Consider the following 24,409-nt stretch of genomic DNA (forward strand, 5'->3'; position numbering starts at 1 on the left):
CATTCCTGACATCTGTCGAGGAAGTGATGGTGTCACCGTGATGTCAGACGGCCTTGCGGAGGGCGTCGGCGAGGTCACCTCGCTCTCCGACCCACAGGTGTTCGAGCCCCAGCCAATCCGCCATCAGCCGCAACTCCGCGGCGAGTTCGGCGGCCACCCTGGTCCGGTCGACCCCGTCCTCGGCGAACGAACCCTGCGCGCGGAGGGTTCCCGTGGCGCGGTCGGCCTTGATGTCCACCCTGGCGACGATTTCCCCGTCGAGCAGGAACGGGAACACGTAGTAGCCGTAGAGGCGCTTGGGCTCCGGGACGTAGATCTCGATGCGGTAGTGGAAGCCGAACAGCCGCTCGGTGCGGGCGCGCTCCCAGATCAGCGGGTCGAACGGGCACAGCAGCGCCCGCCCCTCGACCCGGCGCGGCGCGCGGGCGGCCGGGTGCCGGTAGGCCGGGTGCCGCCACCCCTCGACCGACACCGCCTCCAACTGCCCGTCCTCCACCAACTCGGCCACCGCCCGCTGCGACTGGGCGGGCTGGAGCCGGTAGTAGTCCCGCAGGTCCTTCTCCGTGCCGACCCCGTGGGCCAGCGCCGCGCGCAGCGTCAGGCGGCGGGCGCACTCGTCGTCGTCCGGGGTCTGGGCCAGCACCTCGGGCGGCAGGACCCGCTCGGGCAGGTCGTAGTGGCGCTGGAAGCCCTTGCGCGTCCCGGTGGTCAACTCGCCGACGGCGAAGAGGTACTCGCACACGTGCTTGACGTCGGACCGGTTCCACCACCCGCCCTTGACCTTCGGCACCGCCCCGCCCAGCGCCGCCTCCAGGGTCCCCGCCCCGATCGGCCCCTGCTCCTCGACGGTGGCCAGCACGTCGTCGACCAAACCGGGCGACTCGCGGCGGATCCGCTCCAGGTGCCGGGCGTAGCGCTGCTCGTACCGCCGCATCCGCCACCGGAACAGCGGCCAGTCCTCGGCGGGGATCAGGCTCGCCTCGTGCGCCCAGTACTCCACCAGCAACCGGGGCCTGCGCGCCGAGTGCGACCACGCCGCCTCGTCGACCAGGTCCTGGTCGTAGGCGCCGAGCCGGGAGAAGACGGGCATGTAGTGCGCCCGCACGGCCACGTTGACCGAGTCGAGCTGGAGCAACTGCACGCGCGACAGCGCCTTCTGCAGGTGGCGCCGGGTCGGCGGGCCCGCGGGGCGGGCGTCGGCGAAGCCCTGCGCCGCCAGCGCCGTCCGCCGGGCCGCCGCGGCCGAGAGGGTGGGGGTTGCTTCGATCACCGGGACGATGCTGCCGGCCACCACCGACAACCCGGCACCCGATAGGTTGCCCGGCATGGCCGATGCCCAGGTCCGCCCCGCCACCCCCGCGGACGCCGACGAGATCGCCCGCATCCAGGTCCAGACCTGGCAGACGGCCTTCGAGTCGCTGCTGCCCACCGACGTCCTGGCCGGACTGGACCCGGCCGAGGCGGCCGAGCAGTGGCGCCAGACCATGGCCCAAGGCCCGGCCACGGTGTTCGTCGCCCTGGAGGGGCCGTGGGTCGTCGGCTTCTGCTCGGTCGGCCCCTCCCCCGAATCCGAATCCGCCGCCGCCAACGACCTGCCCGTCGAGGACGCGGCCACGGTCGCGCTGGTGAGCCTGCTGCTGGTGGAACCGCGGTGGGGGCGCCGTGGTCATGCGGGCAGGCTGCTCGCCACCGCGGCGGCTGCGCTGCGGGAGGCGGGGTGCACGCGCGGGATCGCGTGGGTGCCGGAGCGCAACGCGGCCTCGGTGGGGTTCTTCCGCCGGGTCGGGTGGGAACCGGATGGGGTTGTGCGGACATTGGACGCGGGTGGGCGGCCGTTGCGCGAGGTGCGGGTGACCGGGACGTTGGAGCTGGAACTGGCCTGAGCGTCGTGGCGTGCTCGGCGGTGCCGTTGTTTAAAGCCCGGTCGATTGTTGGTGGTGCCCGGGTGGGTGGATCTGCTCGGGCGGGGCCCCTACAGCGATCATGCGCCCAGTGTGACCGAGTGGGGCTGAAGAGATGCCCCACAGCCCACGCAGGCTTGCACATGATCGCTACCCCCACCCAAGCACATCCACCCACCCGGGCATTCGGTCACCGGGCCGGCGGTTTTCGGGGTGGTCGCCGGCTGCGCGCGGTGGGTTACAGGTGACAGGCCACCCGGCTGACGGTTGGCGGGATGGTCGGCGGCTGAGCAGCCGGTTTTTGGGGTGGGCGGTTGTTGCTGCGGCGGTGGGGTTCCGGGTGGCTGATCGCCGGGTGGGCGGGTGGGGTGGTTGGGGTGGTTGGGTGGCGGCTTGGGGCGGATCCTCTAGCGGTGGCGGGTGTTGAGGCGGGCGGCTTGGCGGGTCAGGTGGTCGCGTTCGGCGAGGTCGGGGGCCTTCTGGGCGGCCTCGGCGTAGAGGCGGGCCGCCGTGTCCAGGTCGCCGTCGCGTTCGTGGAGGTGGGCGGCCACTGCGGTGTGGCGGGGCAGGGAGGCGTCCAGGAGTGCCAGGGCGGCCAGGCCCGCGCGTGGGCCGTCGGCTTCGCCGATGGCGACCGCGCGGTTGAGGCGGACGATCGGGCTGTCGGTCAGGCCCGCCAGTTCGTCGTACCACTCGACGATCTGGACCCAGTCGGTTTCCTCGGCGGTGGGGGCGTCGGCGTGCAGGGCCGCGATGGCGGCTTGGGCTTGGAACTCGCCCAGGCGGTCGCGGGCGAGGGCCGCTTGCAGGACACCGACGCCCTCGGTGATGGCGTCGGTGTCCCAGCGGGTGCGGTCCTGTTCGGCGAGGGGGACCAGGCTGTCGTCGGGGGCGGTGCGGGTGGCGCGGCGGGCGTGGTGCAGGAGCATGAGGGCGAGCAGCCCGGCCACCTCGGGGTGGTCGATCGAGGCGGCGAGCTGCCGGGTGAGCCGGATGGCCTCGGCGGCCAGGTCGACGTCGCCGGAGTAGCCCTCGTTGAAGACCAGGTAGAGCACGCGCAGGACCGTGGCGACGTCGCCGGGCTGGTCGAAGCGCACGGCGGAGACCGTGCGCTTGGCCCGGCTGATGCGCTGGGCCATGGTCGCCTCCGGCACCAGGTAGGCCTGGGCGATCTGGCGGGTGGTCAGCCCGCCGACGGCGCGCAGGGTGAGCGCGACCGCCGACGACGGGGTCAGCGACGGGTGGGCGCACAGGAAGTACAGCTGGAGCGTGTCGTCCACCGCGGGCGCCGGACCCGGGGCCGGTTGCCCGTCGACGAGGTCCTCGCGCCTGCGGCGGGCGGCCTCGGCCCGGGTGGCGTCGAGGAACCGGCGCCAGGCCACGGTGACCAGCCAGCCCTTCGGGTCGCGCGGCGGGTCGTCCGGCCAGGTGCGCAGCGCCTCCACCAGCGCGTCCTGCACGGCGTCCTCGGCCGCCGCGAAGGGGGCCCCACGGCGGACGAGGACGCCGAGCACGCCCGGGGTCAGACCCCGCAGCAGTGCCCCGGTCACCGGCGGACTCACTCGGTGATGGTGTGCGACGCGGTGAGGAACGGGCGCAGCTCCAGCCACTCGTGGATCGGCTTGCCGTCCTTCCCGGGGGCGGCCGACAGTTCCCCGGCCAGCTCGACGGCCCGCTCGTGGCTGTCGACGTCGATCACCATCCACCCGGCGATGAGGTCCTTGGTCTCGGCGAACGGGCCGTCGGTGACCGGCGGGCGCCCCTCGCCGTCGTACCGGACGAACGTCCCCTCGGGGGCGAGTGCCTGGCTGTCGACGAACTCGCCGGTGCCCTCCAGCCGGGCGGCGAAGTCGTTCATGTACTGCACGTGGGCCGAGATCTCCTCCGGCGTCCACTGGGCCATGGGCACGTCGTTGACCGCGGACGGGGCGCCGCGGTAGTGCTTGAGCAGCAGGTACTTGGCCATGGTGGATGTCTCCTCGGTACTGGTGCGACCCCATTCTGGTCGCTCACACCCCGGGGACGGAGCCGGGTGCGGGTTCTCGACACCGCCGTCGGGGATCTTCCCGATATTTTTTCCGGGGCCGTCCACACCCGACCCCACAGCGCTCTCGACCCGTGGTTGACTCGACGTCGTTCGTGCACCCGACGGGGAGAGGACCGCTGCGATGTCGTCGTTCCTGGACCGCAAGTTGACGCGTCGGTTCCAGACCTACGACCTCGACCGGGACGGGTTGGTGGACGCCGCGGACTTCGAGCGGGCCTGCGCCAACCTGGGCGCCGAGTACGGCCTCCCCGACACCGACCCGGGGCTGCGCAGGCTGCGCGAAATCATGCGCGGGCTCTGGCAGCACCTGGCCGCCGCGGCCGACACCGACGGCGACGGCCGGATCGACCTGGGCGAGTACAAGCGGGCGTTCACGGCGGGCCTGCTGGAGACACCGGAGAACTTCGACCGCGTCTACGTGCCCTTCCTCGACGCGCTGATGGCCATCGCCGACACCGACGGCGACGGCCGGTTGTCCGCCGAGGACGAGGTGCGCTGGACCCGGGGCCTGATGGCGCTGCCGGACGCGACCGGGCGCGACATCCACCGGCGGCTCGACACCGACGAGGACGGCTACATCGGCACGGCCGAGCTGCTGTCGGCGATCCGCGAGTTCTACTTCGACGACAGCCAGGGCTCGGCCGGGGAGTTCCTGCTGGGCCCGCTGCCGGAGTGACGGCGCCGGGCTGACGCGCGGGGATCGATGCCGGGCCCGGTGGAACGGGCCCGCCGGTCCGGGCGTCCCCGTGGTGGAGTCGGGTACCGTCGACGGCCGGTCCGACGGAAGGGGGTCCGCGTGCTGCTGCCCTGGCTGTGCCTCACCCTGGGCATCGCCTTCGGGTCCGCCGTGGTCCCGTTCGTCAGCATCGAGCTGTTCGTGATCGGGCTGGCCACGCAGCAACCGCAGATCTCCTGCCTGCTCCTCGGCGCCGCGGTGGCGGTGGGGCAGGTCGGGGGCAAGCTGCTGTACTACTACGCCGGGCGGGGGTCGATCCACCTGCCCGCGTTCCTGCACCGGCGGCCCAGGCCGCTGACCGCGCGGCGGGCCCGGTGGGAGCTGCGCACCAAGCGGGTGCGGGCGTGGGTGGAGACCGTGCGGGCCAAGTGCGAGGAGCACCCGCACTGGATGCTGGGCACCTACAGCGTCAGCTCCGTGGTGGGGCTGCCGCCGTACATGGCGACCGTGGTGCTGGCGGGACTGGTGCGGATGCGGTTGAGCACGTTCGTCGGGGCCGGGCTGGTGGGCCGGTTCATCCGGTTCAGCCTGCTGGCGGCCTCACCGGCGCTGTTCGCGGGCTGGTTCCTCTAGGAGCAGGCCGCGCAACGCCGCCCAGGCGCCGCCGGGGAACCACAGTTCCGCGCCCTGGCTCTTCGAGTCGCGGACGCCGACGCGGGGGCCGAGGGCGACCTCCGCGCAGTTGCCGCTGTCCCCGCTGAAGCTGCTGCGCCGCCACCTGCTCGCCACGTGCGTCCCCTTCCCCGCTCACGGCGGCGAACCGGTTCGCGGGTGGCGGGCACCCGCGAACCGGTCCACGCGCCGGACTCCTACCGGCCCTTGACGACCAGTTGGTCCAACAGGTCCGCGGTGGCCGCCGCGACGGCGTCCACCGCCGCCTCGAAGGCCGCCGCGTTGTGCGCGGCCGGTGCCCGGAAACCGGAGATCTTGCGCACGTACTGCAACGCCGCGGCGCGGACGTCGTCGTCGCCCGCCTCCTCGACGAACGGGGGCCTCAGGGTCTTGATGCTGCGACACATGGCCCCATGGTGCACCCGGGCACCGACAACCACGAGGTCGCGGACCCGACCGGTTTCACGTGGTCGGCAGGAACCGCCCCGGTGGTGACCGGAAGCGACGAAGACCGGCGAGCCCCCGCTCGCCGGTCTTCGTCGATGTTCTGGGTGTGAGCCGGTTACTCCTTGTCGCCCAACTCGGTTGTGGGCTATTCGCCGTCCGGGTCGGACCGGTCGGCGGGACCGTGGGCGCACCCCGGGGCTCCGATGTCGTGCAACTCCCGCCTGCCCGGCACGCGGGCGTAGGCGGGGCAGAGGCAGACGCCCGTCGAGTCGTACAGACCGTCGGGGTCCACCAGGGTTTCGTTGGCGTTCACTTGTCCACCTTCGAGGGAAAAGCGACCTGTGGTGTCGGCAGTGACGCCGATCATGCTAGGGCAGGCAGCTCGTGCCCCACTGGGAACAGTCGACTCGATCACTCGGTCGAGAGCAGGTACGCCACCTCGGTACGCCATTCGCCCAGGTCAGCGACCTCGTCGGGGTGGGTGAGATAAGTCTCGAAACGCCCCGCCCACACTCCGTCCCGGACGGCGAAACCGGTTCCGGTGCGCGCCGACCAGTCGTCCAGGGCGGCGAAGGTCTCCCGGATCCGGTCCGGGTCGCCGAGGTGGTCGAGCACCGCGTAGTCGCCCGCGGGCCGCACCCCGGCGGCCACCCGCCCGTCCCCCTCGACCGGCTCCCGGACCGGCCAGCCGACCTCCACGTCGATCAGGCCGGTGGGGTCGACGGCGTGGTAGCGGTAGAACGGCGCCCCCACCGGGGTGGTCCCGCGCGCGGTGAGCCAGTCCAGCACCTCAGGCACCAGGGCGTTGACCCGTCCCCACTCGGTGAGCGGGGCGGTGGTGCGGATGCTCGCGTAGGGCTGCTCGGTGCGGCTCTCGACGTGCGGCTCGGTGGTCATGCGGGGATTCCTCTCGCTCGGTTGCCCGTCACCCGGAGGCGCGGGCCGGGGCGGGCAGACCCCTCGGCAAGCCGAAGGCCGGGAACAGGCGGGTATCCAGGTGCGGGGCGAACGCGGTCACCGGGCGAGGCTAGCGAGCGGCACCGACAACCGTGGTCCGGTAGTGCTCCAACCACTCCACGAGTTCGGCCGGGCGGGAGAACGCGGGCAGGTGGTCGCCGTCCATCTCGTCCGGGGTGATGCCCAGCCGCTCGGGCACGATGCGCCGCTGGAAGTCGGCCGGGAACAGCCGGTCGTCGCGGCACAGCAGGAACCGGGTCGGCACCGGCGGCCACGCCTCGGCGGGCCACGGGTCGGCGAAGGGCCGGTCGGACTGGACCGGGACCGGCTGGGCCAGCACCTCGTCCAGGTCCTCCGGCGGCACGTCGTGCAGGAAAGTCACCAGGGGGTCGAACGGCGCGTCGGGGTCGCGCCCGTCGCGCAGGTCCTGCGCGCGCTGGGCCTCGACCTGACCGGTGGCCTCCCACCAGTCCCCCGCCGCCTCCCCCGGCTTCGGGGTCATGGCGGCCACGAGGACCAGCAGGTCCACCGCGATCCGCTCGCAGGCAGGCGGGGCGGAGTACGCCGCCATCGAGTGGGCCACCAGGATCACGCCGGGGCGGTCGCCGACCGCGTCCACGATGGCGTCGGTGTACTCGGCGAGCCCGGCGGTCGGGTCGGCCACCGGGAGGTCGGGGGTGATCACCTCGTGCCCGAGCGCTTGGAGCAGCGGGGTGACGCGGTACCAGTAGGTGCTGTCGGAACTCGCGCCGTGGACGAGGACGTAGGTGCTCACGGTCGGTCACACACCTGCCAGTTCGAGGGCTTTGCGCATCGCGTCCCTGGCCCGGGACCGGTCGCCCGCGACGTCGTAGGCCACGGCCAGGCGGTACCAGGACCGCCAGTCGTCCGGGGTGGACTCGACCTCGGCGCGGTGCTCCTCGAACCAGGCGTCGGCGGCACCGCGGTCGACCCGGCCGGAGGGCGTGCGGGGCAGGTCGGAGGTGTCCGGCAGGCCACCCTCGGCGGCGAGGCGCTTGGCCAGGACCGACGTGCGCATCCCGAAGCGGAGGGTGGCGTAGGCGATCCAGGCGCCGACCAGGGGCAGCAGGAGGACGCCGACCCCGAGGGCGACCGCGATGGGGGAACCGTCCTGGAACAGCGCGACCGCCCGACCGCCGAGCAGGACGAAGTACACGACCAGGACGGCGGTGAGGATGATCGAGACGGTTCTGGGGGACACGCCGCGATCGTACGGGCCGCCGGGCGGCGGATCGCCGCTGGTCGGGCCGGTCAGAGGTCCAGGAGGTTTTCCAGGCCGACGGTCAGGCCGGGCCGGTCCGGGATCGCCCGCACGGCGTGCACCACACCCGGCATGAAGCTGGTGCGGTCCAGCGAGTCGTGGCGGATGGTCAGGGTCTCGCCGGTCCCTCCGAAGAGGACTTCCTGGTGGGCGACCAGGCCCCGCAGGCGGACCGAGTGGACTCGGATGTCGTCGACCAGGGCACCCCGGGCGCCGTCCACCTCGGCGGTGGTGGCGTCGGGGATCTCGGTGAGACCCGCTGCCGCGCGGGCTTCGGCGACGAGGCGGGCGGTGTGGGCCGCGGTGCCGCTGGGGGCATCGGCCTTGCGGTTGTGGTGCAGTTCGATGATCTCGACCGTGTCGTAGTACTTGGCCGCGAGCTGGGCGAAGCGCATCGACAGCACGGCGCCCAGGGCGAAGTTGGGGGCGAGGAGGACACCCAGGTCCGGCTTGGGTTCCAGCCACTCGCGCAGGGTGGCGACCTTGGCGTCGTCGAAGCCGCTGGTGCCGACGACCGCGTGGATGTCGTGGTCGAGGCAGAAGCGCAGGTTGTCCATGACGACGTCGGGGTGGGTGAAGTCGACGACCACCTCGGCACCGGCGTCGGCGACCGCGGACAGCGGGTCGCCCGCGTCGACGGCGGCCACGACCCGCAGGTCCGGGGCCGCTTCCACGGCTCTGACGACCTCCGCGCCCATGCGGCCGCGGGCGCCGAGCACGCCGACGCGGACGGGGTTGTCCGCGGAGCGGGGGGTGGGGGTCGTCATTGGTTCACCTCAGTCGGACCGGGACGTCGTCGATGTGGTCGTACGGGCCGACCACGGCCGCGGCGAGCGGGCGGGTCAGCAGGTCCTTGGCGAGGACGGCGACGTCCTCGGCGGTGACGGCGGCGATGCGCTCCAGGGTCTGCTCCACCGTCAGGTAGTCGGCGTAGGCGAGTTCGCCCTTGCCGATGCGCGACATGCGGGAGCTGGTGTCCTCCAGGCCCAGCACCAGACCGCCGCGCAACTGGCCCTTGCCGCGGGCCACCTCGGCGTCGGACAGGCCGTTCGCGGCGACGTCGGCGAGGACCTCGCGGACCACCCCGGCGACCTCGCCCAGGCGGTCGGGCTGGCAGCCGGTGTAGACCGACAGGTGCCCGGAGTCGGCGTAGGAGGCGACCGACGAGTACACCTGGTAGGCCAGGCCCCGGCGCTCGCGGACCTCCTGGAACAGCCGGGAGCTCATGCCACCGCCCAGGGCGGCGTTGAGCACGTTGAGGGTGAAGCGGCGCTCGTCGTGCCGGTCGAGGGCGCGGACGCCGAGCATCATGTGCGCCTGCTCGGTGTCGTCGGTGTGCAGCACCAGTTCGGGCGCGCTGCCGAAGCGGGCGCGGCCCACCCTGGGCGCGGCCGGGGCGCGGTCGCCGGTGAGGCGGTCGCCGAGCGCCTTGCGCGCCAGGGCGAGCACCTGGCGGTGGCTGACGTTGCCCGCCACGGCCAGGACCATCTTCGGCATGGTGTAGCGGCGGCGGTAGAAGCCGTTGAGCGCGGTGCGGCTCATGCCGGTGATCGACTCCTCGGAGCCCAGCACCGGGCGGCCGAGCGCGTGCCCCGGCATCAGGGCCTCGCAGAACGCGTCGTGCAGCAGGTCCTCGGGGTCGTCGTCGCGCATGGCGATCTCTTCGAGGACCACCCCGCGCTCGGTCTCCACGTCCGACTCGGCGCAGATCGCGTCGAAGACCACGTCGGACACCAGGTCCAGCGCCAGCGGCAGGTCCTCGTCGATGACGTGCGCGTAGTAGCAGGTGTGCTCCTTGGCGGTGAACGCGTTCAGCTCACCGCCCACGGCATCGATCTCCTCGGCGATGGCCGCCGCGGACCGCTTCGCCGTGCCCTTGAACAGCAGGTGCTCCAGGTAGTGCGCGGCACCGGCGACGGGCGGGGCCTCGTCGCGCGAACCGACGCCGACCCAGATGCCGACCGAGGCCGAGCGCACGCCGGGCACGCGCTCGGTGATCACCCGCAGGCCGCCGGGCAGCAGCGTGCGGCGTACCTCGGCGTCGGCGGAGCGCTCCAGCACCACGGTGCTGCCCGGCTTCTGCAGGTGCCCCGGGGTGCGGGAGGAGATGCGGGAGGTACCGCGACCGCGGGCGCCGGAAGCGCCCGCGGTCGCGGTGGAGCCGGTTGCCACTAGGCGTTGGCCGCCTCGGAGGTGGCGTCCTCGGTCACCGGCGCGTCGCCGTCGGCCGGGGCCGCGGCTTCCTCGGTGACCAGGACCAGGCTGATCTTGCCGCGCTGGTCGATGTCGGCGATCTCCACGCGGAGCTTGTCGCCCACGTTGACGACGTCCTCCACCTTGTTGACGCGCTTGCCCGCGCCCAGCTTGGAGATGTGGATCAGGCCGTCCTTGCCCGGGAGCAGGGAGACGAAGGCGCCGAAGGCGGCGGTCTTGACGACCGTGCCCAGGAACCGCTCGCCGACCTTGGGCAACTGCGGGTTGGCGATGGCGTTGATCAGGTCGATCGCGGCCTCGGCGGACGGACCGTCCGCGGCACCGACGTAGATCGTGCCGTCGTCCTCGATGGAGATGTCGGCACCGGTCTGCTCGGTGATGGAGTTGATCATCTTGCCCTTCGGGCCGATGACCTCGCCGATCTTGTCGACCGGGATCTTCACCGAGGTGACCCGCGGGGAGTACGGGCTCATCTCGTCCGGGCGGTCGATGGCCTCGGCCATGACCTCCAGGATGGTGTAGCGGGCGTCGCGCGCCTGGCCGAGGGCCTGGGCGAGCACGTCCGACGGGATGCCGTCGAGCTTGGTGTCGAGCTGGAGCGCGGTGACGAACTCCTTGGTGCCCGCGACCTTGAAGTCCATGTCGCCGAAGGCGTCCTCGGCACCGAGGATGTCGGTCAGCGCGACGTACTCGGTCTTGCCGTCGACCTCGTCGGAGACCAGGCCCATGGCGATGCCGGAGACCGGCGCCTTGAGCGGCACACCGGCGTTGAGCAGCGACATGGTCGAGGCGCAGACCGAGCCCATCGAGGTGGAGCCGTTGGAGCTGAGCGCCTCGGAGACCTGGCGGATCGCGTAGGGGAACTCGTCGCGCTTGGGCAGCACCGGCACCAGGGCCCGCTCGGCGAGCGCGCCGTGGCCGATCTCGCGCCGCTTGGGCGAGCCGACGCGGCCGGTCTCGCCGGTGGAGAACGGCGGGAAGTTGTAGTGGTGCATGTAGCGCTTGTGCGTCTCCGGCGACAGCGAGTCGATCTGCTGCTCGAGGCGGAGCATGTTCAGCGTGGTGACACCCAGGATCTGGGTCTCGCCGCGCTCGAACAGGGCCGAGCCGTGCGCGCGCGGGATGAGCGCGACCTCGGCCGACAGCGACCGGATGTCGGTCAGGCCGCGGCCGTCGATGCGCACCTTGTCGCGCAGGATGCGCTGGCGGACCAGCTTCTTGTTCAGCGAGCGGAACGCCGCGCCGATCTCCTTCTCGCGACCCTCGAAGGCACCGCCCTCGACCGCGCCGACCTTGACCAGCGTGTCGGCCTTGATCTCGTCGAGCTTGGACTCGCGCTCCTGCTTGTCGCCGATGGTCAGCGCCTTCGCCAGCTCGTCGGAGACGGCGGCGGTGACGGCCTCCAGCGCGTCCGGCTGGTAGGCCGGGTACGTGGGGTAGTCGCGGGTGGCCTTGGCGGCGTGCGAGGCCAGCTCGGCCTGCGCGTCGCAGAGGAGCTTGATGAACGGCTTCGACGCCTCGAGGCCCGCGGCGACGATCTCCTCGGTCGGCGCCTGGGCACCGGCGGCGATGAGGTCGGTGACGTTCTCGGTGGCCTCGGCCTCGACCATCATGATGGCGACGTCGTCGGCGACGACGCGACCGGCGACGACCATGTCGAACACCGCGGTGGTGAGCTGCTCGTGGGTCGGGAAGGCGATCCACTGGCCCTCGACGAGGGCGACCCGGACGGCGCCGATGGGGCCCGAGAAGGGCAGCCCGGCGAGCTGGGTGGAGGCGGACGCGGCGTTGATCGCGACCACGTCGTAGAGGTCCTGCGGGTTGAGCGACTGGACCGTGATGACGACCTGGATCTCGTTGCGCAGGCCGTCCACGAAGGACGGGCGCAGCGGGCGGTCGATCAGGCGGCAGGTGAGGATCGCGTCCGTGGACGGGCGGCCCTCGCGGCGGAAGAACGCGCCGGGGATGCGGCCCACCGAGTACATGCGCTCCTCGACGTCCACCGTCAGGGGGAAGAAGTCGAAGTGCTCCTTCGGCTGCTTCGAGGCGGTGGTCGCCGAGAGCAGCATGGTCTCCTCGTCGAGGTAGGCCACGACGCTTCCCGCGGCCTGCCGGGCCAGGCGCCCGGTCTCGAATCGGATGGTGCGCGAGCCGTACTTGCCGTTGTCGATGACAGCGGTCGACTCGTGCACGGTGTTTTCTGACATGTAGCGGTACTCCTCGTCTAAGGGCGCGCAAACCACCCGAGCACGGGGTCGCGGTTCGGACGAGGCCGGTCTTCGATCGAAGTCCTCGGGCCCCTCGGCACCGCGCGGAGTTGTTCCGCGGGGTACCGGGGCCGTCCCGGAGACCACTACCGAGGACCGGCGAACTGGTCCCGTGGCGCGCAGCGTGCTTCGCCCTTGTCGTCTTTGTTCTCGTCTTCGGTGCGAGTGTCCACCCGGGTGGGTGAACAACCCGGGGGGAGGGACCGAAACCGGTTCCTCCCCCCGGGGTCGAGCTATCGGCGCAGGCCGAGCCGCGAGATCAGCGACCGGTAGCGCTCGATGTCCACCTTGGTCAGGTAGTTGAGCAGCCGCCTGCGGCGGCCGACCAGGAGCAGCAGACCACGACGCGAGTGGTGGTCGTGCTTGTGCTCCTTGAGGTGCTCGGTGAGGTCCTTGATCCGCTTGGTGAGCAGCGCGATCTGGGCCTCGGGCGATCCGGTGTCCGAGTCGTGCACGCCGTACTCGGTGAGGATCGTCTTCTTCTGGTCGGTGGTCAGTGCCACTCGTGGATCTCCTGGTTCTGGATGTGCCGTGCGGCCCGGACCGGGTCGTCCCGCCCCCGGGTGAGTCGGTACCGGCCGCCACGGACCACAGCCGGACCCAATCACCAAGGTTAGCAGGTGCTCACAGGCTCAGCCGGTGGCACGCAGTCGCACCTGGTCGAGGGGCGTGTACCGACCGCCCTCGCTGGCGTAGAGCACCAGCTCGGACGGCGTCCACCACGGGCCGCGGTAACCGGCCAGTTCCGCGGCGAGCGCCTTTCCGGGCCCACCGCCGTCCTCCCGCGACCAGCGGGCGACGGTGACGTGCGGGGAGTACTCGGGGTGCCCGCCCGCGGACGCCTCGGCGGCCTCGGCGATCGCGGCGAGGTTCGGCGTGCGGTCCTCGACCACCAGCAGCGCCACGGCGCTGAAGGTCCCGGAACCGTTCAGCCGGAGTTCGGGTGCGGCCAGGCCGGTGACCCGGTCGCGCAGTGAGCGTAGCCGGGCCTCGGGGTCGTCCGCACCGTAATAACCGACGGTGACGTGCCACTGCTCCCGCGAGACGGCCCGCAGCGGCGGGCGGACCCGCAGGTGGGCGGCCAAGTGGTCGCCGATGGCGTCGGGCAGGGGGAACGCGGAGAACAGCCGGGTCACGCCCGCTTGCCCGCCCGGCGCAGCAGGTCGGCCAGCTCCGGGAACCGGTCGTCGAGCATCCCGGCGGCCTCGGTCAGGTCGTCCGGGGAGGCGATCCGGCGCAGCGCCATGATCGCGCTGCGGCCGATGTCGACCGGCAGGTTGTCCCTGGTCACCGACGGTTTCGAGTTGCGCACGTCCTCCAGCGCCCGTTGCAGCGCCTCGCGCCTGCCGGAGGCCACCTCGGGGGTCAGCACCTTGCGCTCCAGCATGATCAGCCTGGCCAGCACCGCCGGGTTGCCGATCTTGGCCCGGCGACCGCTCATCACCTGGCTCAGCATCGGCGCGCTGATGCCCAGGACGTCGGCGAGGTTGGCCTGGGACACGTCGAACGCCACCACCAGCCTGCGCACCCGGTCGCCGAGCGGCTCCCCGTACCACTCCCGCTGCAGGGCGATGTTGCGTTGGACGATTTTGTGGTCCTCCACCTGCGCCTCTCCCCTGATGCTCCCGCCCCGTGCGCGAACCTCGCGGGGGGTATCTTGCCAGGCCAGGAGCGGAACCGGGGCGGAACCGACCAGGAGGTCCTCAGCCCAGGAGCGCGCGCGTGTCGGCCACGTCGAGGTGCATCTGCTCGACCAGCGCCTCGGAGGAGGGGTACTTCTCCATCCCGCGCAGCCGCTCGACGAAGTCGACGGCCACCCGCTGCCCGTAGAAGTCCTCGGTCACGTCCAGCACGAACGCCTCCACCCGCCGCTCCCGCCCGGAGAACGTCGGGTTCGTCCCCACCGAGGTCGCCGCCACCAGCGGGGCCCGGTCGGGGGCGTTGAGCAGGGTGAACCGGCAGGCGTAGACCCCGTCGGCGGGCACGGCGGCGAAGCGCGGCACCGACAGGTTCGCGGTCGGGAAGCCCAGCTCGTGCCCCCGGCCGTCACCGCGCACGACGATGCCCTCCAACCGGTGCGGGCGCCCCAGCGCCGCGGCGGCGGCCCGCACGTCCCCGGCGTCGATGCAGGCGCGGATGTAGGTGGAGGAGAAGGTGAGGCCACCGGCGCTCTCCGCGGTGACCAGGGCGGCGCCCTCGGTGCTGAACCCGAACCGCTGCCCGAGGGTGGCCAGCATCTGCACGGTGCCCTGCGCGCGGTTGCCGAAGGTGAAGTTCTCCCCCACCACCACGGCCGAGACGTGCAGCCGCTCCACCAGCATCTCGTGCACGAACTCGTCGGCGGGCAGCTTCGACAGCTCCGGGGTGAACGGCAGCACGCAGAACACGTCCACGCCGAGGCCCTCGACCAGCTCGGCCTTGCGGCGCAGGGTGGTCAGCTGGGCCGGGTGGCTGCCGGGGCGCACGACCTCCGCCGGGTGCGGGTCGAAGGTGACGACCACGCTGGGCAGGTCGCGCTCCGCGGCGAGGGTCACCGCCCGCCCGATCAGGGCCTGGTGTCCGAGGTGGACGCCGTCGAACACGCCGATGGTCGCCACACAGCGACCCCAGCCACCGGGGAGGTCCGCGAGCCCGCGCCAACGCTGCACGCGGACAACCCTAATACGGTTCGCCGCCGCCCGGGCGGTGGGTCACGGCACGTTCAGCACGACCAGCGCCCTGGCCGACCGCCCCTCGTCCACACCGAGCGCCACGGCCTTCCCGGCGGGGTCGAAGATCCCGTAGGTGCCGTCGATCCCGGCCGCGGGCAACCGCTTGCCGTGCGCGAGGGCCTGGGCTTCCACCCGGTCGAGGTCGCGGCGCGGGAAGGCGGTCGCCACGGCCGCGTCCATGTCCAGCGACAGCGCCGGGTCCTGCTCCAACTGCTCCAGCGTCCGGCAGACCCGCAGGTCGAAGGGGCCGACGCGGGTGCGCCGCAGCGCCGCGAGGTGCCCGCCGACCCCGAGGGCGGCACCGAGGTCGCGGGCCAGCGCGCGCACGTAGGTCCCGGAGGAGCAGTCGACCATCACGTCGAGGTCGAGGGAGGTGTCGGTGCGGGTGGTGCCGAGCAGGTCGAACCGGAACACGGTCACCGGCCGGGCGGGGATCTCCACGTCCTCCCCCGCGCGGACCCTGGCGTAGGCGCGCTTGCCGTCGATCTTGACGGCGCTGACCGAACTGGGCACCTGCATGATCTCGCCGGTCAACTCGGCGATCCCCGCGGCGATGGCCTCGTCGGTCACGCCGCCGGGGTCGGCGCCGGTGGTGGGCTCCCCCTCGGCGTCGTCGGTGGTGGTGGCCTGGCCCAGGCGGATGGTCGCCAGGTAGACCTTGCGGTCGAGGGCCAGGTGCCCCAGGAGCTTGGTGGCCCGCTCGACGCCGAGCACCAGGATGCCGGTCGCCATCGGGTCGAGGGTCCCGGCGTGCCCGACCTTCCGCGTGCCCACGATCCGGCGCACCCTGGCGACGACGTCGTGGGAGGTCATACCGGGGGCCTTGTCGACGACGACGAGGCCGGGGGGGACGGTGGGGCGCGGGGCTTTCTGGCTGGGCACGAGCGGCAATCCTAGGCCGTGGGGTCGAGGCCGGGACTTCGCGGTGCTGCTCGGGTGGGTCGACTGGGAATCCGGGATTTCGCCGGGGTGCCCGGTCGTGGCCTCGGATGAGCGGCAGGCGCCAAGCGGAGTCGCGGATCAAGCGACACCCAGGGGCCCGTGGAATCGAGCAGGAGGTAGGTCATCTGCCGAGCACTGTCGCGGACCGGCTCGGATGCCGCAGTCGACGGCGCGGGTCGAAGCGGTGCGTCCGCCAGGCGCGGGGAACAAAAGCCTGCACCGCCCGCAGGGTGCGACACACCCTGTCGGCGTACCGAAGGGTGATCAACTGCGGGCGCAGCGGGTCGTGGTCGTCGGCGCGGACGGTCCGGTGCTCATTGCCCCGGACGACGACGTCGACCACGGAGCCACCCCACTCCAGCGTCACGGCCAACTCGGCGGGACGCTGCCCGTCCGCGTCGAAGCAGTGGAACTCCCGGCCCCGGCTTTCCGACCGGTCGAATAGTCAGAGCGATCTCCGCGGACTCAACGGAGTTCCGCTCCGGACCGTCACTCACGGAATTGCCGTCCACGGGTGTCTCCACCCTGGCGACCCATCTGAAATGTGTGGCGTCACGCGCATGACGATGCCCCTGACAGCAGAGGAATCGACGGAGATGTCCTGCTCGACAGAGGCTTCAAAATACTGTCAGGAATACTAGACCACAGGGTGAAAAGGACTCGGTCATTTCACGACCATGACAAGGAACATCGGGGGCAGCGAGTCGCCACCACAGCCACCGGCCAACACCTGGCCTCTACGACACCGGGCGCTCGGAGGACACCGAACGGGGTGCCCACACTGCGTCGAGCCCACCGACTCCTCGAACAAGGGCAGCACCCACGCGCTGAGGCTGGGCAGCTCGACGGGGATCACCGCCGTCGAGGAATCGTTCTGACAGTCGACGTCAACCACCTGATCGCCGCCGAGAACATCGGCGCCCACGGCATCACACCGCACATCGCCCGCCTCGGAACCACCCGTGGACCCAGCTTCGACGCCGCCCGCCTGCCCGTCGAACGCACCCTCGCGCAACTCAAAACACCGGCGACTCAAGATCCGCCCGATGTGCGTTCGAGTCGCACCGAGGGGGCACAGGAGGGCCCGAGTGCGTCACGTGACGCACAGCAGTTGGCGCGGCGCAGGCCGACGGGTGTTGCATCGTCTCGATGGGGGTGCACCAGCCACGCCTCGGAGTGAAGGGCGGCGACGTGAGCGAGTACCCATTCCCGGCGACCATTCTCGCCGTGGACCTGGTTTCGTCCAGCACCCTGGTCGACCCGGAGAAGGTCGCCGCCAGGACGCAGATGTACGAACTGTTGGAGAACGCCTTCACAGGTTCAGGAGTCGAGTGGGGTCTCTGCCACCACGAAGACCGGGGCGACGGGGTGATGGTCATCGTCCCCGTCGAGGTGTCGAAGGTGCTGCTCTTGGACTCGGTGCTGACGTCGTTCGCCAACGGGATCGCGAACACTCCCGCGCTGCAATCCGGGTGGTTGCTCCGAGCGCGGGTCGCGGTGCACGCGGGCGAGATCAAGGATGACGGCCGGGGGTACGTCGGCTCGGACGTCAACCACGTCTTCAGGCTGTTGGACTCCGATGCCCTCCGCGAGGCCGCGCGGGCAACCCGCCGCAGGTGCGTCATATTGGTCTCCGACGTTCTTTACCAGGGAATCATCAGGCACGGCTACGGCGCGATCAGCCCCGACTCCCACCAGCGCACCGTAGTGCGAGCGAAGGAGACGACCGCGACGGCGTGGCTATCCATCCCCGGCGACGACGCGACCGCGCGGACGGTCGCGAGCCGCGAGCCCGCCGTCGTGCAGCGTCGGGACCCGCACCCGGTCGGGTCGGGCGTGAACGTGGCGGGGTCCTTCGTCGGCGGCGACCAAGTGGTGCACGGTGACAACGCCGGGCGGGACCTGACGAAGATCGAGAATGCGACGTTCGTCCAGAAGGTCAGGAAGTTCACTGCCGCGCACCCGTTTCTGGTCACCCTGTTGGCCGTCCTGCTGCTCGGCGGTGGCGGGTATGGCGTGACGCACCTGGCGGACGCGCGATCCCGGGCCAGTACAACCGCGTCGGGACACACCGAACCGGCGCCCGCCGCGTCCTCGACGACGACCACAGCACCCGGCACCACGACGGCGGCGGCGCCGGGTGGCGGAAATGCCCAGGCAGGCGGTCTCCGTGACCCCAGCATCATCCTGGGCCAGTGGACTTCCTCCGATGACCAAGGCCTGAAGTCCTTCACCGGCAACGGCGGTCCATGCGAGGGGTTCTTCTACGCCAACGGACAACCGCTGGACATCGGCGGCCCGATGACCTGCGTGATCTCCAACCAGCCGGACGCCGAGGGCAGGTATACGCTCCGCGTGACGCAGCGGCCCAACCAGTCGAGCTACCGAGTCCGGTTCAACTCCACCGACCAGGCCACCGTCTACGACGCCAACGGAACCGCTTTGTACACCCTCAAGAGATTCTGACCGCACTGTTACGGCTCCGCCCGGCGCGGCGATACACCATACGCCTTGCTGGTCTAGGATTGGGGTAAAGCGCGTGGATGCCATCCCCCCGGCCGCTGCGGTCACCCGCGACCATCGAATCGGCAGCTTCTGGCGCAGGTTGACCGATGCCGAGCGCGTCGCACTGATCGGCGTGGGCAGGCGGCGCAGCTACGCCAGAGGTGACATTCTGATCCAGGCCACCGACATCGGGCGTTGGGCGGCCGTGCTTCAACGCGGGCGTGTCAACGTGTTGGCCGTCGACCGGTCGCGGACCATCGCACAGCGGTGGGCAGGCGACATCATCGGGGAGCAGGCGCTGCTCAACGACGGAGAACGATCGGCGAGCGTGCAGGCCGACACCCAGGTGCATGCCCTGATCATCGGCGGCAGCGACTTCGACGCCCTGCTCACCCACAGCCCACGCATCCTGCGGGTGTTGTGCACCGTCGTCTCCGAGCGACTCCGGGAATCAGATCGCAATCTGGTCGGCCAGCAGGCCGACGCGTTCACCAGGGTGGCGCAAATGCTCCTCAGCCAGGCGGAGGAACACTCCCGCGTCGGTGGGCAGGGGGCGCGCATCAGCATCGGCTCCCAAGAGGCCTTCGGCGATCTCCTCGGCGTGTCCAGGGAATCAGTGGTCCGCGCGCTCAAGCGCTTGCGGGACAGCGGGATCATCTCGACGAACCGCGGCGTGGTGACCATCCACCGACCGGACGAGCTACGGGCGATCACCGTCCCCTGAACCAGGCGCGCGCCCCGGAACTCGATGGCTTTCGCGTCAGCGCTCTTCCGTACGGCAACCGATTCGGTGCGGGATCCTCCCGCACCGAATCGGTTGCCGACATGCGGGCGCCGTCACCGCGACGCCAGCCGACCCAAGGTCGTATTGGGCGCCAACCCGCAGGTGTAGACGCCGTTCTGCAGGATGAAGGGGTCGCCTGCCCGGTCGGGCTTGCCCGCGGCGAGGTACACCTTCTTGAGGACCGCGACCTGTGTATCGGAATCGGCCGCGAGGAACTCGGAGCAGGTCGAGTCGGCGTCGAGGCCGGGGCCGGAAGCCACGCTGATGACGACCCCCGTGCCGACGAGGCACAAGGCGACCACAGCCACTGCCGCCACGGGTATGCCGCCGTAGTTCCTCTTGCTCGTGTCGACGTTGTGGCTGTTGTTGGTGGACCTGACGTCGCCTCCCGCCACGATCCCCTGTCCGCTGGCGCTGATCGAGCCGCCCGCCTTGATGGTGTTCGAATTGCCGGGGGGCAGGTACACGGACACAGCGGCCCGAAAGCCGAGATCGGCGCGCAGGTTGTCGGCGACGGCGTCCACGAGGTGCCTGCGTTTGACGACCGAGGCCAAGTCGGTGTGGAAAGCCCGCAACACCTCGGACCGTCCCGAACCGCTCAGGTTCTTGACCATGAGGGAATGGAGCGCACTCGCCTTCTGGACCTCGTCCGCACGACAGGTGTCCGTGAGCATCCGGTGGACGAGGTCAACGGCGAGACCTGCCGATGCCGTGACGTCCATGGTGGTCATGAGGCCGCCACCACGTCCAGGCAGTACACCGCGTCGTCCGGCTCGTGGCGAAGCTCGATCCCGTAGGAACCGTTCTCCGAGCAGTGGCCATCGATGTCCAGCACCTCGGTGATTCGGTAGAGCGGGTCCTTCAGGGACTGCTCGAAGGACGAGTCCGCGCAGTCGGCGCTGGTGATGTTGGTCCCTCGGAGGCCGACCGTCGTGTGCACACACTCACCCACTTCGCGTTTGTCGGTGAACGCATCGCACCCGCTGACCGAGCTCAGGACGAGTGCCGCTCCTGCGATGATAGGGAGAATTCTCACCGTGTCTCCTTTCGCCCACGCCACCGAGTGCGGCGGGGTGCGCTGTCGATGTCCACGTTTCCGCCCGCGATGATCCCGTCGGTCGCGGTGATGTCACGTCCGGCGATGATGCTGTGCCCGGCGGTGGTTTCCGGCCCGGTTAGGGCGGGTTCCGGTCGTGGCGATGTCGTTCCCTGCTGTGCCTCCCCACCCGGGACGTGCAGCCAGGCATGGACGTCGGTCTCCTTCACGGACACAGCCACCCGCCGGAAGGTGCGGTCCGCCATCCCGGGGTACCGGTGGCGAACAGTGCTCTCGTGCAACTGCTCGGAGACCACCACGGCCGCCCGCCCCGCGCCGTTCCCCAGTGCCGCTTTCAGCACCGGGGCGTCGAGGAGCCGGAAGGCGAGGTTGACGTCCGAGCCCACGAAACCGTTGGCGTCCCGGTGGACCTCGCCCGCATGGGCGCAGACGCGCAAACCCCACGTCCACCCGGGGACGCCCGCATCCGCTTCGCGCACGCCCCGGAGGAGTTCCGTCAGTACCGGGCCGAGGACCCTCGGCTTGGGGATACCGGGCGGGACGACGATCAGGATCCCGTCGCCCCGGTCCTCGTGCTCGCATACGTCCCAGTCGACGCCACCAGCGCGGAAAGCCGATATGACCAGGTCGTACAACTGCCTGCGCACGGCGAACGCCTGCGGGTTGGTCAAGCTGCTGAACGACCTCACGTCGAGGGTGATGATCAAGGCGGGGAAGGGGTCGGCGACCGCCCCGTCCCCTGTCGCGTCGGGAAGCCACGGTGGTATCGGGTCGTCCGCGTCGTCGCTGTTCTCCTGGCTGTTCCGCATGGCGACAGTGGACCACCGGATGCGTCGGGCGCCGTCCGATCACTGCCTCACGTGCGGCACTCCCGGACCCTTTTGTTACCGGCGCGGAGCGCATCCGGGTCCACCACGACCACGACACCGCGCCGGCCGGTCGTGATGCACCCGTCGCGGCGGAGCGCGCTGAGCGCACGGACGACCGAAGCCCGGGACACGGCCAGCCTGGTGGCGAGTTCGGCCTGCGACTTGATGTTGATCGAGACCCATCGGTCGCCCCGTTCGCGTGAGTCGTCGAGCGTGCGCACAAGGAAGTCGACAACCTTCGTCAGCGCGTTGTCCAACTGGTTGCCCAACACTCGGTCGGATTCACACAAGCGCTCGGAGAGCACGGCGCACAACACCCGCAGGACACCGGGGTGCAATTCGATCAGACCGGACAAGGCCGTGTTGGGCAGCACCAGAGCCTGCACCGGTGAATCCGCGAGGACCGTCGCGGACCGGACCTGCCCGTCGAGCATCGCCTGCTCACCGACGATATCGCCCGCGAACCGGTTGGCCAGCCCCGCCCGCCCGCCCGCACCGACGACGCGCACCTGACCGCGGTGGATTACCGCGGCCGTGTCGCCGACCTCGCCCGCTGACATGAGGGTCGCGCCCTTCGCGTACTTCTCGACAGTGGCCCGCTGGACGACGGCCGACCGTTCGACCTCCGACAGCCGAACCCAGAAACTGCGGCGTCGGTGCTCACTGGTGACCGAGCTCAGATTGCTCACGGGTGTCCCTCTCCGCCCGCACAGAGAGGGCCTCTGGATGTGGAGTGAGGTGGCGCTCCCCGATTAAAAGGTCGATCAACCCAGGAGTCCAGTGATCACCGACTGACAACATCTGGACAGAGACAGGACAAGGCGGACGCCTGGACGCCGGTGAACCCGGTCCCTGGCGGTCGGGCTCACCGGGCGGGAGGGTCAGCGTGGTTGTGAGGTGGGCGGGTATGACCCGATGCCGACGGAACACCTCCGGCGCGTCCGTTTCCACTTCTGGTCGTCGCACGCCGGGGGCTTGACCAACTGCGAGCATGAAGTTGTTCGCCATCCTGCGCGGCTACCGGTCTGCCGCCGGCACCCCTCGGCGACACTGCGTCCGGCATCGCCAACCTGCATGACACCGTCCTCACCGACTGAACACAGCATCCTCGGCAAGAACCCCGAGTCAGTTACGAGACGCCCCTTGGTGCAGAACTGGATGAAACGGTATGAATTCGATAAACGGCGCCCGAGCGGCGGCGCGAGGAAAACACCGATCGGGCCATTGGTGTCGCATCGACGAAGGATGCCGCGGTATCCGGGGCGGCCGCCACCGAAGCGGCCGAGGTGGACGCGGCCCGTCGGACAACCCGCCCAACCGGTCGGCCAGAAACCGCGAGCGCCACTTCGACACCGTCGCCCGCGACATGCCCGGATCACCGGCGACCTCACCGAGCCACTGGGGCTCGGGTTGGCTGTTCGCAGCCGGGGCGCGGTTTTCGGGGTGGTCGGCAACCGGGTGGCGATGTTCTCGCCGGTGGGGTCAGGGGGTGGCGCGTCCGGTCGGGCTCTGAATCGGACGGGTGGAACACAGGCTGCGCTCAACCGAGCCGCCGAGTTGCGCGAGGTGATGCCCCCGGGCGAACTGGACGAGTTCAGCGGGCTGTACCGGTTCAGTCTCGGTTCAGACCCCACGCCCACCTGAGCCTGCCGGGGTGACCGGTTCAGGTTGGGCCTCGCCTGCGGCGAGGGTGGGGATGTCCCAGGCCCGGCGGCGGATGCGGACCGGGACGGCTTCGCCGCGTTCGGTGGCGGTGAGGACGGCGGCGCGGGCCCGGCGCCACCAGACCCAGGTGCGCCAGGTGCCGAGCAGGAGGAGGGCGGCGATGGCGAGGAAGGCGACCCGGAAGTCCGCCGGGCCCGCGTCGGCGGTGTTGCCGCCCAGGAGGACGCCGACGGCCAGGGAGGTGGTGGTGATGGCGCAGAAGCCGCCGACGTTGACCACGCCGGTGGCGGTGCCGACCCTGGCGATGGGGTTGTAGTCGCGGGCGAGGGCGAAGGCGATGCTGCTGACCGGTGAGCCCAGGGACAGGAAGCCGATGGCGGCGACCACGACCGGTCCGGGCACCACGCCGCCGGGCCAGCCCAGCAGGACCGCCCAGACGACGATCGCGCCGGTGAGGAACGCCCAGACGATCGGCAGGCGCAGGATGGGGCGGCGGCCGGTGGTCTCGCCGATGAACGGGCCCAGGACCATGCCGACGACCACCAGCAGGCTCAGCACCGACCCGGCCTGCGCGTCGGACATCCCCTGGGCCTGCACCAGGTACGGGAAGCCCCACAGCAGGCCCAGCGCGGCCGGGGTGAACATGGTGGTGAAGTGGACCCAGAAGCCCAGTCGGGTGCCGGGGACCACCCAGGCGGCCCGGACGTGGCCCGCGACCTGGCGCAGGGCGATGGCGGGGGCGGGCTGCACCGGGGTGCCGCGCGGGGTGTCGCGGACGCGGAGGGCGACGGCGAGGGAGTAGCAGAAGGTGAGGCCGCCCGCGATGGCGAAGGTGGTCGTCCAGCCCGCGCTGTCGAGCAGCAGGGTCAGCGGGACGGTGGCGACGAGGTTGCCGAAGGAGCCGAAGGTCGCGGTGATGGCGGCGAGGGTGGCGTAGCGGCGCGGCGGGTAGTGCGCGGCGACGACCCGCAGGACGCTGACGAAGGTCATGGCGTCGCCCAGGCCGAGGACGGCGCGGGCGGTGAGGGCGAGCGGGAAGCTCGCGGCGAAGGCGAACAGCAACTGGCCCAGGCCCATGAACAGGGCGGCGGCGGTCAGCACGCGGCGCGGGCCGAAGCGGTCGACGAGCAGGCCGGTGGGGATCTGCATGGCGGCGTAGACGCCGATCTGGAGCACGGTGAAGGTGCCCAGGGCGGCGGAGCCGATGTGGAAGCGCTCCGCGGCCTCCAGGCCCGCGACCCCGAGGGAGGTGCGGTGGAAGACGGCCATCAGGTAGACCGCCGCGGCCGTGACCCAGATGAGCAGGGCGCCCCGCCTGCCCGCGGTCTCCGCGTCGGACGCGAGCGCCGATGACATGGGTGTCCGCCCCTTCCCTCGTGGTCGGTGTCCATGGTGCCGCACGAACCGCGGAGC

General features: G+C 71.2%; 27 protein-coding genes. 5 read left to right on the top strand and 22 right to left on the bottom strand.

The genetic code is table 11. From position 1 onward, the window contains the following. Positions 1 to 43: 43 nt before the first annotated feature. Positions 44 to 1,327 carry a winged helix-turn-helix domain-containing protein gene (locus L6E12_RS10680; protein ID WP_236227723.1) on the bottom strand — a complete coding sequence of 428 codons (1,284 nt, stop codon included), beginning with the start codon at positions 1,325 to 1,327 and terminating at the stop codon, positions 44 to 46. Between L6E12_RS10680 and L6E12_RS10685 the strand changes: the two genes are divergently transcribed. Next, positions 1,326 to 1,883, top strand: a complete 558-nt coding sequence (locus L6E12_RS10685; RefSeq protein ID WP_236227724.1) for a GNAT family N-acetyltransferase — start codon at positions 1,326 to 1,328, stop codon at positions 1,881 to 1,883. The two genes, L6E12_RS10680 and L6E12_RS10685, sit on opposite strands and share 2 nt — an antisense overlap. Before the next feature lie 425 nt (positions 1,884 to 2,308). Here L6E12_RS10685 and L6E12_RS10690 read toward each other — a convergent pair whose 3' ends face one another. Further along, a complete protein-coding gene (locus tag L6E12_RS10690; protein WP_236227774.1) occupies positions 2,309 to 3,451 on the bottom strand; it encodes an RNA polymerase sigma factor in 1,143 nt (380 codons plus the stop codon). An 8-nt stretch (positions 3,452 to 3,459) separates the two neighbouring features. Continuing rightward, positions 3,460 to 3,867 carry a YciI family protein gene (locus L6E12_RS10695; RefSeq protein WP_236227725.1) on the bottom strand — a complete coding sequence of 136 codons (408 nt, stop codon included), beginning with the start codon at positions 3,865 to 3,867 and terminating at the stop codon, positions 3,460 to 3,462. Between the two features lie 202 nt (positions 3,868 to 4,069). On the opposite strand from L6E12_RS10695, the gene L6E12_RS10700 reads away from it, so the two are divergent. Then, positions 4,070 to 4,624: an EF-hand domain-containing protein gene (locus L6E12_RS10700; RefSeq protein ID WP_236227726.1), complete on the top strand. Its 555-nt coding sequence runs from the start codon at positions 4,070 to 4,072 to the stop codon at positions 4,622 to 4,624. Between the two features lie 123 nt (positions 4,625 to 4,747). Further along, on the top strand, positions 4,748 to 5,257 hold the full coding sequence (locus L6E12_RS10705) for a hypothetical protein (protein WP_236227775.1): 510 nt from the start codon (positions 4,748 to 4,750) through the stop codon (positions 5,255 to 5,257). On the opposite strand, the gene L6E12_RS10710 is transcribed toward L6E12_RS10705, so the two are convergent. From L6E12_RS10710 to truB, 14 genes are all read right to left on the bottom strand, one after another. Then, a complete protein-coding gene (locus L6E12_RS10710; protein ID WP_236227727.1) occupies positions 5,225 to 5,413 on the bottom strand; it encodes a DUF397 domain-containing protein in 189 nt (62 codons plus the stop codon). The genes L6E12_RS10705 and L6E12_RS10710 overlap by 33 nt on opposite strands. Positions 5,414 to 5,493: 80 nt before the next feature. Continuing rightward, positions 5,494 to 5,703, bottom strand: a complete 210-nt coding sequence (locus L6E12_RS10715) for a DUF2277 family protein (protein ID WP_236227728.1) — start codon at positions 5,701 to 5,703, stop codon at positions 5,494 to 5,496. Positions 5,704 to 5,888: 185 nt separating this feature from the next. Beyond that, positions 5,889 to 6,056 (bottom strand): hypothetical protein, encoded by a 168-nt coding sequence (locus L6E12_RS10720; protein WP_236227729.1) that lies wholly within the window; start codon positions 6,054 to 6,056, stop codon positions 5,889 to 5,891. Between the two features lie 98 nt (positions 6,057 to 6,154). Further along, positions 6,155 to 6,640: a GyrI-like domain-containing protein gene (locus tag L6E12_RS10725; RefSeq protein ID WP_236227730.1), complete on the bottom strand. Its 486-nt coding sequence runs from the start codon at positions 6,638 to 6,640 to the stop codon at positions 6,155 to 6,157. A gap of 130 nt (positions 6,641 to 6,770) precedes the next feature. After that, positions 6,771 to 7,475, bottom strand: a complete 705-nt coding sequence (locus L6E12_RS10730; protein WP_236227731.1) for an alpha/beta hydrolase — start codon at positions 7,473 to 7,475, stop codon at positions 6,771 to 6,773. Between the two features lie 6 nt (positions 7,476 to 7,481). After that, on the bottom strand, positions 7,482 to 7,922 hold the full coding sequence (locus L6E12_RS10735; protein ID WP_236227732.1) for a hypothetical protein: 441 nt from the start codon (positions 7,920 to 7,922) through the stop codon (positions 7,482 to 7,484). Positions 7,923 to 7,972: 50 nt separating this feature from the next. Next, a complete protein-coding gene (gene dapB / locus L6E12_RS10740; RefSeq protein ID WP_236227733.1) occupies positions 7,973 to 8,749 on the bottom strand; it encodes a 4-hydroxy-tetrahydrodipicolinate reductase in 777 nt (258 codons plus the stop codon). 4 nt (positions 8,750 to 8,753) lie between these two features. Further along, positions 8,754 to 10,091 carry a pitrilysin family protein gene (locus L6E12_RS10745; RefSeq protein WP_236227776.1) on the bottom strand — a complete coding sequence of 446 codons (1,338 nt, stop codon included), beginning with the start codon at positions 10,089 to 10,091 and terminating at the stop codon, positions 8,754 to 8,756. A gap of 62 nt (positions 10,092 to 10,153) precedes the next feature. Further along, positions 10,154 to 12,403, bottom strand: a complete 2,250-nt coding sequence (locus tag L6E12_RS10750; protein WP_236227734.1) for a polyribonucleotide nucleotidyltransferase — start codon at positions 12,401 to 12,403, stop codon at positions 10,154 to 10,156. A gap of 293 nt (positions 12,404 to 12,696) precedes the next feature. Further along, complete coding sequence (gene rpsO, locus L6E12_RS10755) at positions 12,697 to 12,966, bottom strand: 30S ribosomal protein S15 (protein WP_035290513.1); 270 nt, start codon at positions 12,964 to 12,966, stop codon at positions 12,697 to 12,699. A gap of 129 nt (positions 12,967 to 13,095) precedes the next feature. Beyond that, positions 13,096 to 13,599, bottom strand: coding sequence for a 2'-5' RNA ligase family protein (locus L6E12_RS10760; RefSeq protein WP_236227735.1), 504 nt, complete (start codon positions 13,597 to 13,599; stop codon positions 13,096 to 13,098). Further along, on the bottom strand, positions 13,596 to 14,066 hold the full coding sequence (locus tag L6E12_RS10765; RefSeq protein WP_236227736.1) for an XRE family transcriptional regulator: 471 nt from the start codon (positions 14,064 to 14,066) through the stop codon (positions 13,596 to 13,598). The genes L6E12_RS10760 and L6E12_RS10765 overlap by 4 nt, the downstream gene beginning before the upstream one ends. Positions 14,067 to 14,166: 100 nt before the next feature. Beyond that, positions 14,167 to 15,111: a bifunctional riboflavin kinase/FAD synthetase gene (locus tag L6E12_RS10770; protein ID WP_236227737.1), complete on the bottom strand. Its 945-nt coding sequence runs from the start codon at positions 15,109 to 15,111 to the stop codon at positions 14,167 to 14,169. 42 nt (positions 15,112 to 15,153) lie between these two features. After that, positions 15,154 to 16,056, bottom strand: coding sequence for a tRNA pseudouridine(55) synthase TruB (gene truB, locus L6E12_RS10775; RefSeq protein WP_308074648.1), 903 nt, complete (start codon positions 16,054 to 16,056; stop codon positions 15,154 to 15,156). 1,209 nt (positions 16,057 to 17,265) lie between these two features. On the opposite strand from truB, the gene L6E12_RS10780 reads away from it, so the two are divergent. Then, entirely contained in the window at positions 17,266 to 18,582 is a 1,317-nt protein-coding gene (locus tag L6E12_RS10780; protein WP_236227738.1) for a hypothetical protein, read from the top strand. Positions 18,583 to 18,655: 73 nt separating this feature from the next. Then, positions 18,656 to 19,345 carry a Crp/Fnr family transcriptional regulator gene (locus L6E12_RS10785; protein WP_236227739.1) on the top strand — a complete coding sequence of 230 codons (690 nt, stop codon included), beginning with the start codon at positions 18,656 to 18,658 and terminating at the stop codon, positions 19,343 to 19,345. A 113-nt stretch (positions 19,346 to 19,458) separates the two neighbouring features. Here the strand turns inward: L6E12_RS10785 and L6E12_RS10790 are convergent, their stop codons facing one another. From L6E12_RS10790 to L6E12_RS10810, 5 genes are all read right to left on the bottom strand, one after another. Beyond that, positions 19,459 to 20,136, bottom strand: a complete 678-nt coding sequence (locus tag L6E12_RS10790; RefSeq protein WP_236227740.1) for a hypothetical protein — start codon at positions 20,134 to 20,136, stop codon at positions 19,459 to 19,461. Then, positions 20,133 to 20,345: a hypothetical protein gene (locus tag L6E12_RS10795; protein WP_236227741.1), complete on the bottom strand. Its 213-nt coding sequence runs from the start codon at positions 20,343 to 20,345 to the stop codon at positions 20,133 to 20,135. Before L6E12_RS10795 ends, L6E12_RS10790 begins: the two co-directional genes overlap by 4 nt. 92 nt (positions 20,346 to 20,437) lie before the next feature. Then, positions 20,438 to 21,271, bottom strand: coding sequence for a hypothetical protein (locus L6E12_RS10800; protein WP_236227742.1), 834 nt, complete (start codon positions 21,269 to 21,271; stop codon positions 20,438 to 20,440). 47 nt (positions 21,272 to 21,318) lie between these two features. Beyond that, the gene (locus L6E12_RS10805) at positions 21,319 to 22,020 is read right to left on the bottom strand and encodes a Crp/Fnr family transcriptional regulator (RefSeq protein ID WP_236227743.1); all 702 of its coding nucleotides are present in this window, start codon (positions 22,018 to 22,020) and stop codon (positions 21,319 to 21,321) included. A gap of 934 nt (positions 22,021 to 22,954) precedes the next feature. Then, the gene (locus L6E12_RS10810) at positions 22,955 to 24,352 is read right to left on the bottom strand and encodes a nitrate/nitrite transporter (protein ID WP_236227744.1); all 1,398 of its coding nucleotides are present in this window, start codon (positions 24,350 to 24,352) and stop codon (positions 22,955 to 22,957) included. Positions 24,353 to 24,409: the final 57 nt, after the last annotated feature.

The sequence above is a fragment of the Actinokineospora sp. PR83 genome, from assembly GCF_021056305.1.
Classification (GTDB): Bacteria; Actinomycetota; Actinomycetes; order Mycobacteriales; family Pseudonocardiaceae; genus Actinokineospora; species Actinokineospora spheciospongiae.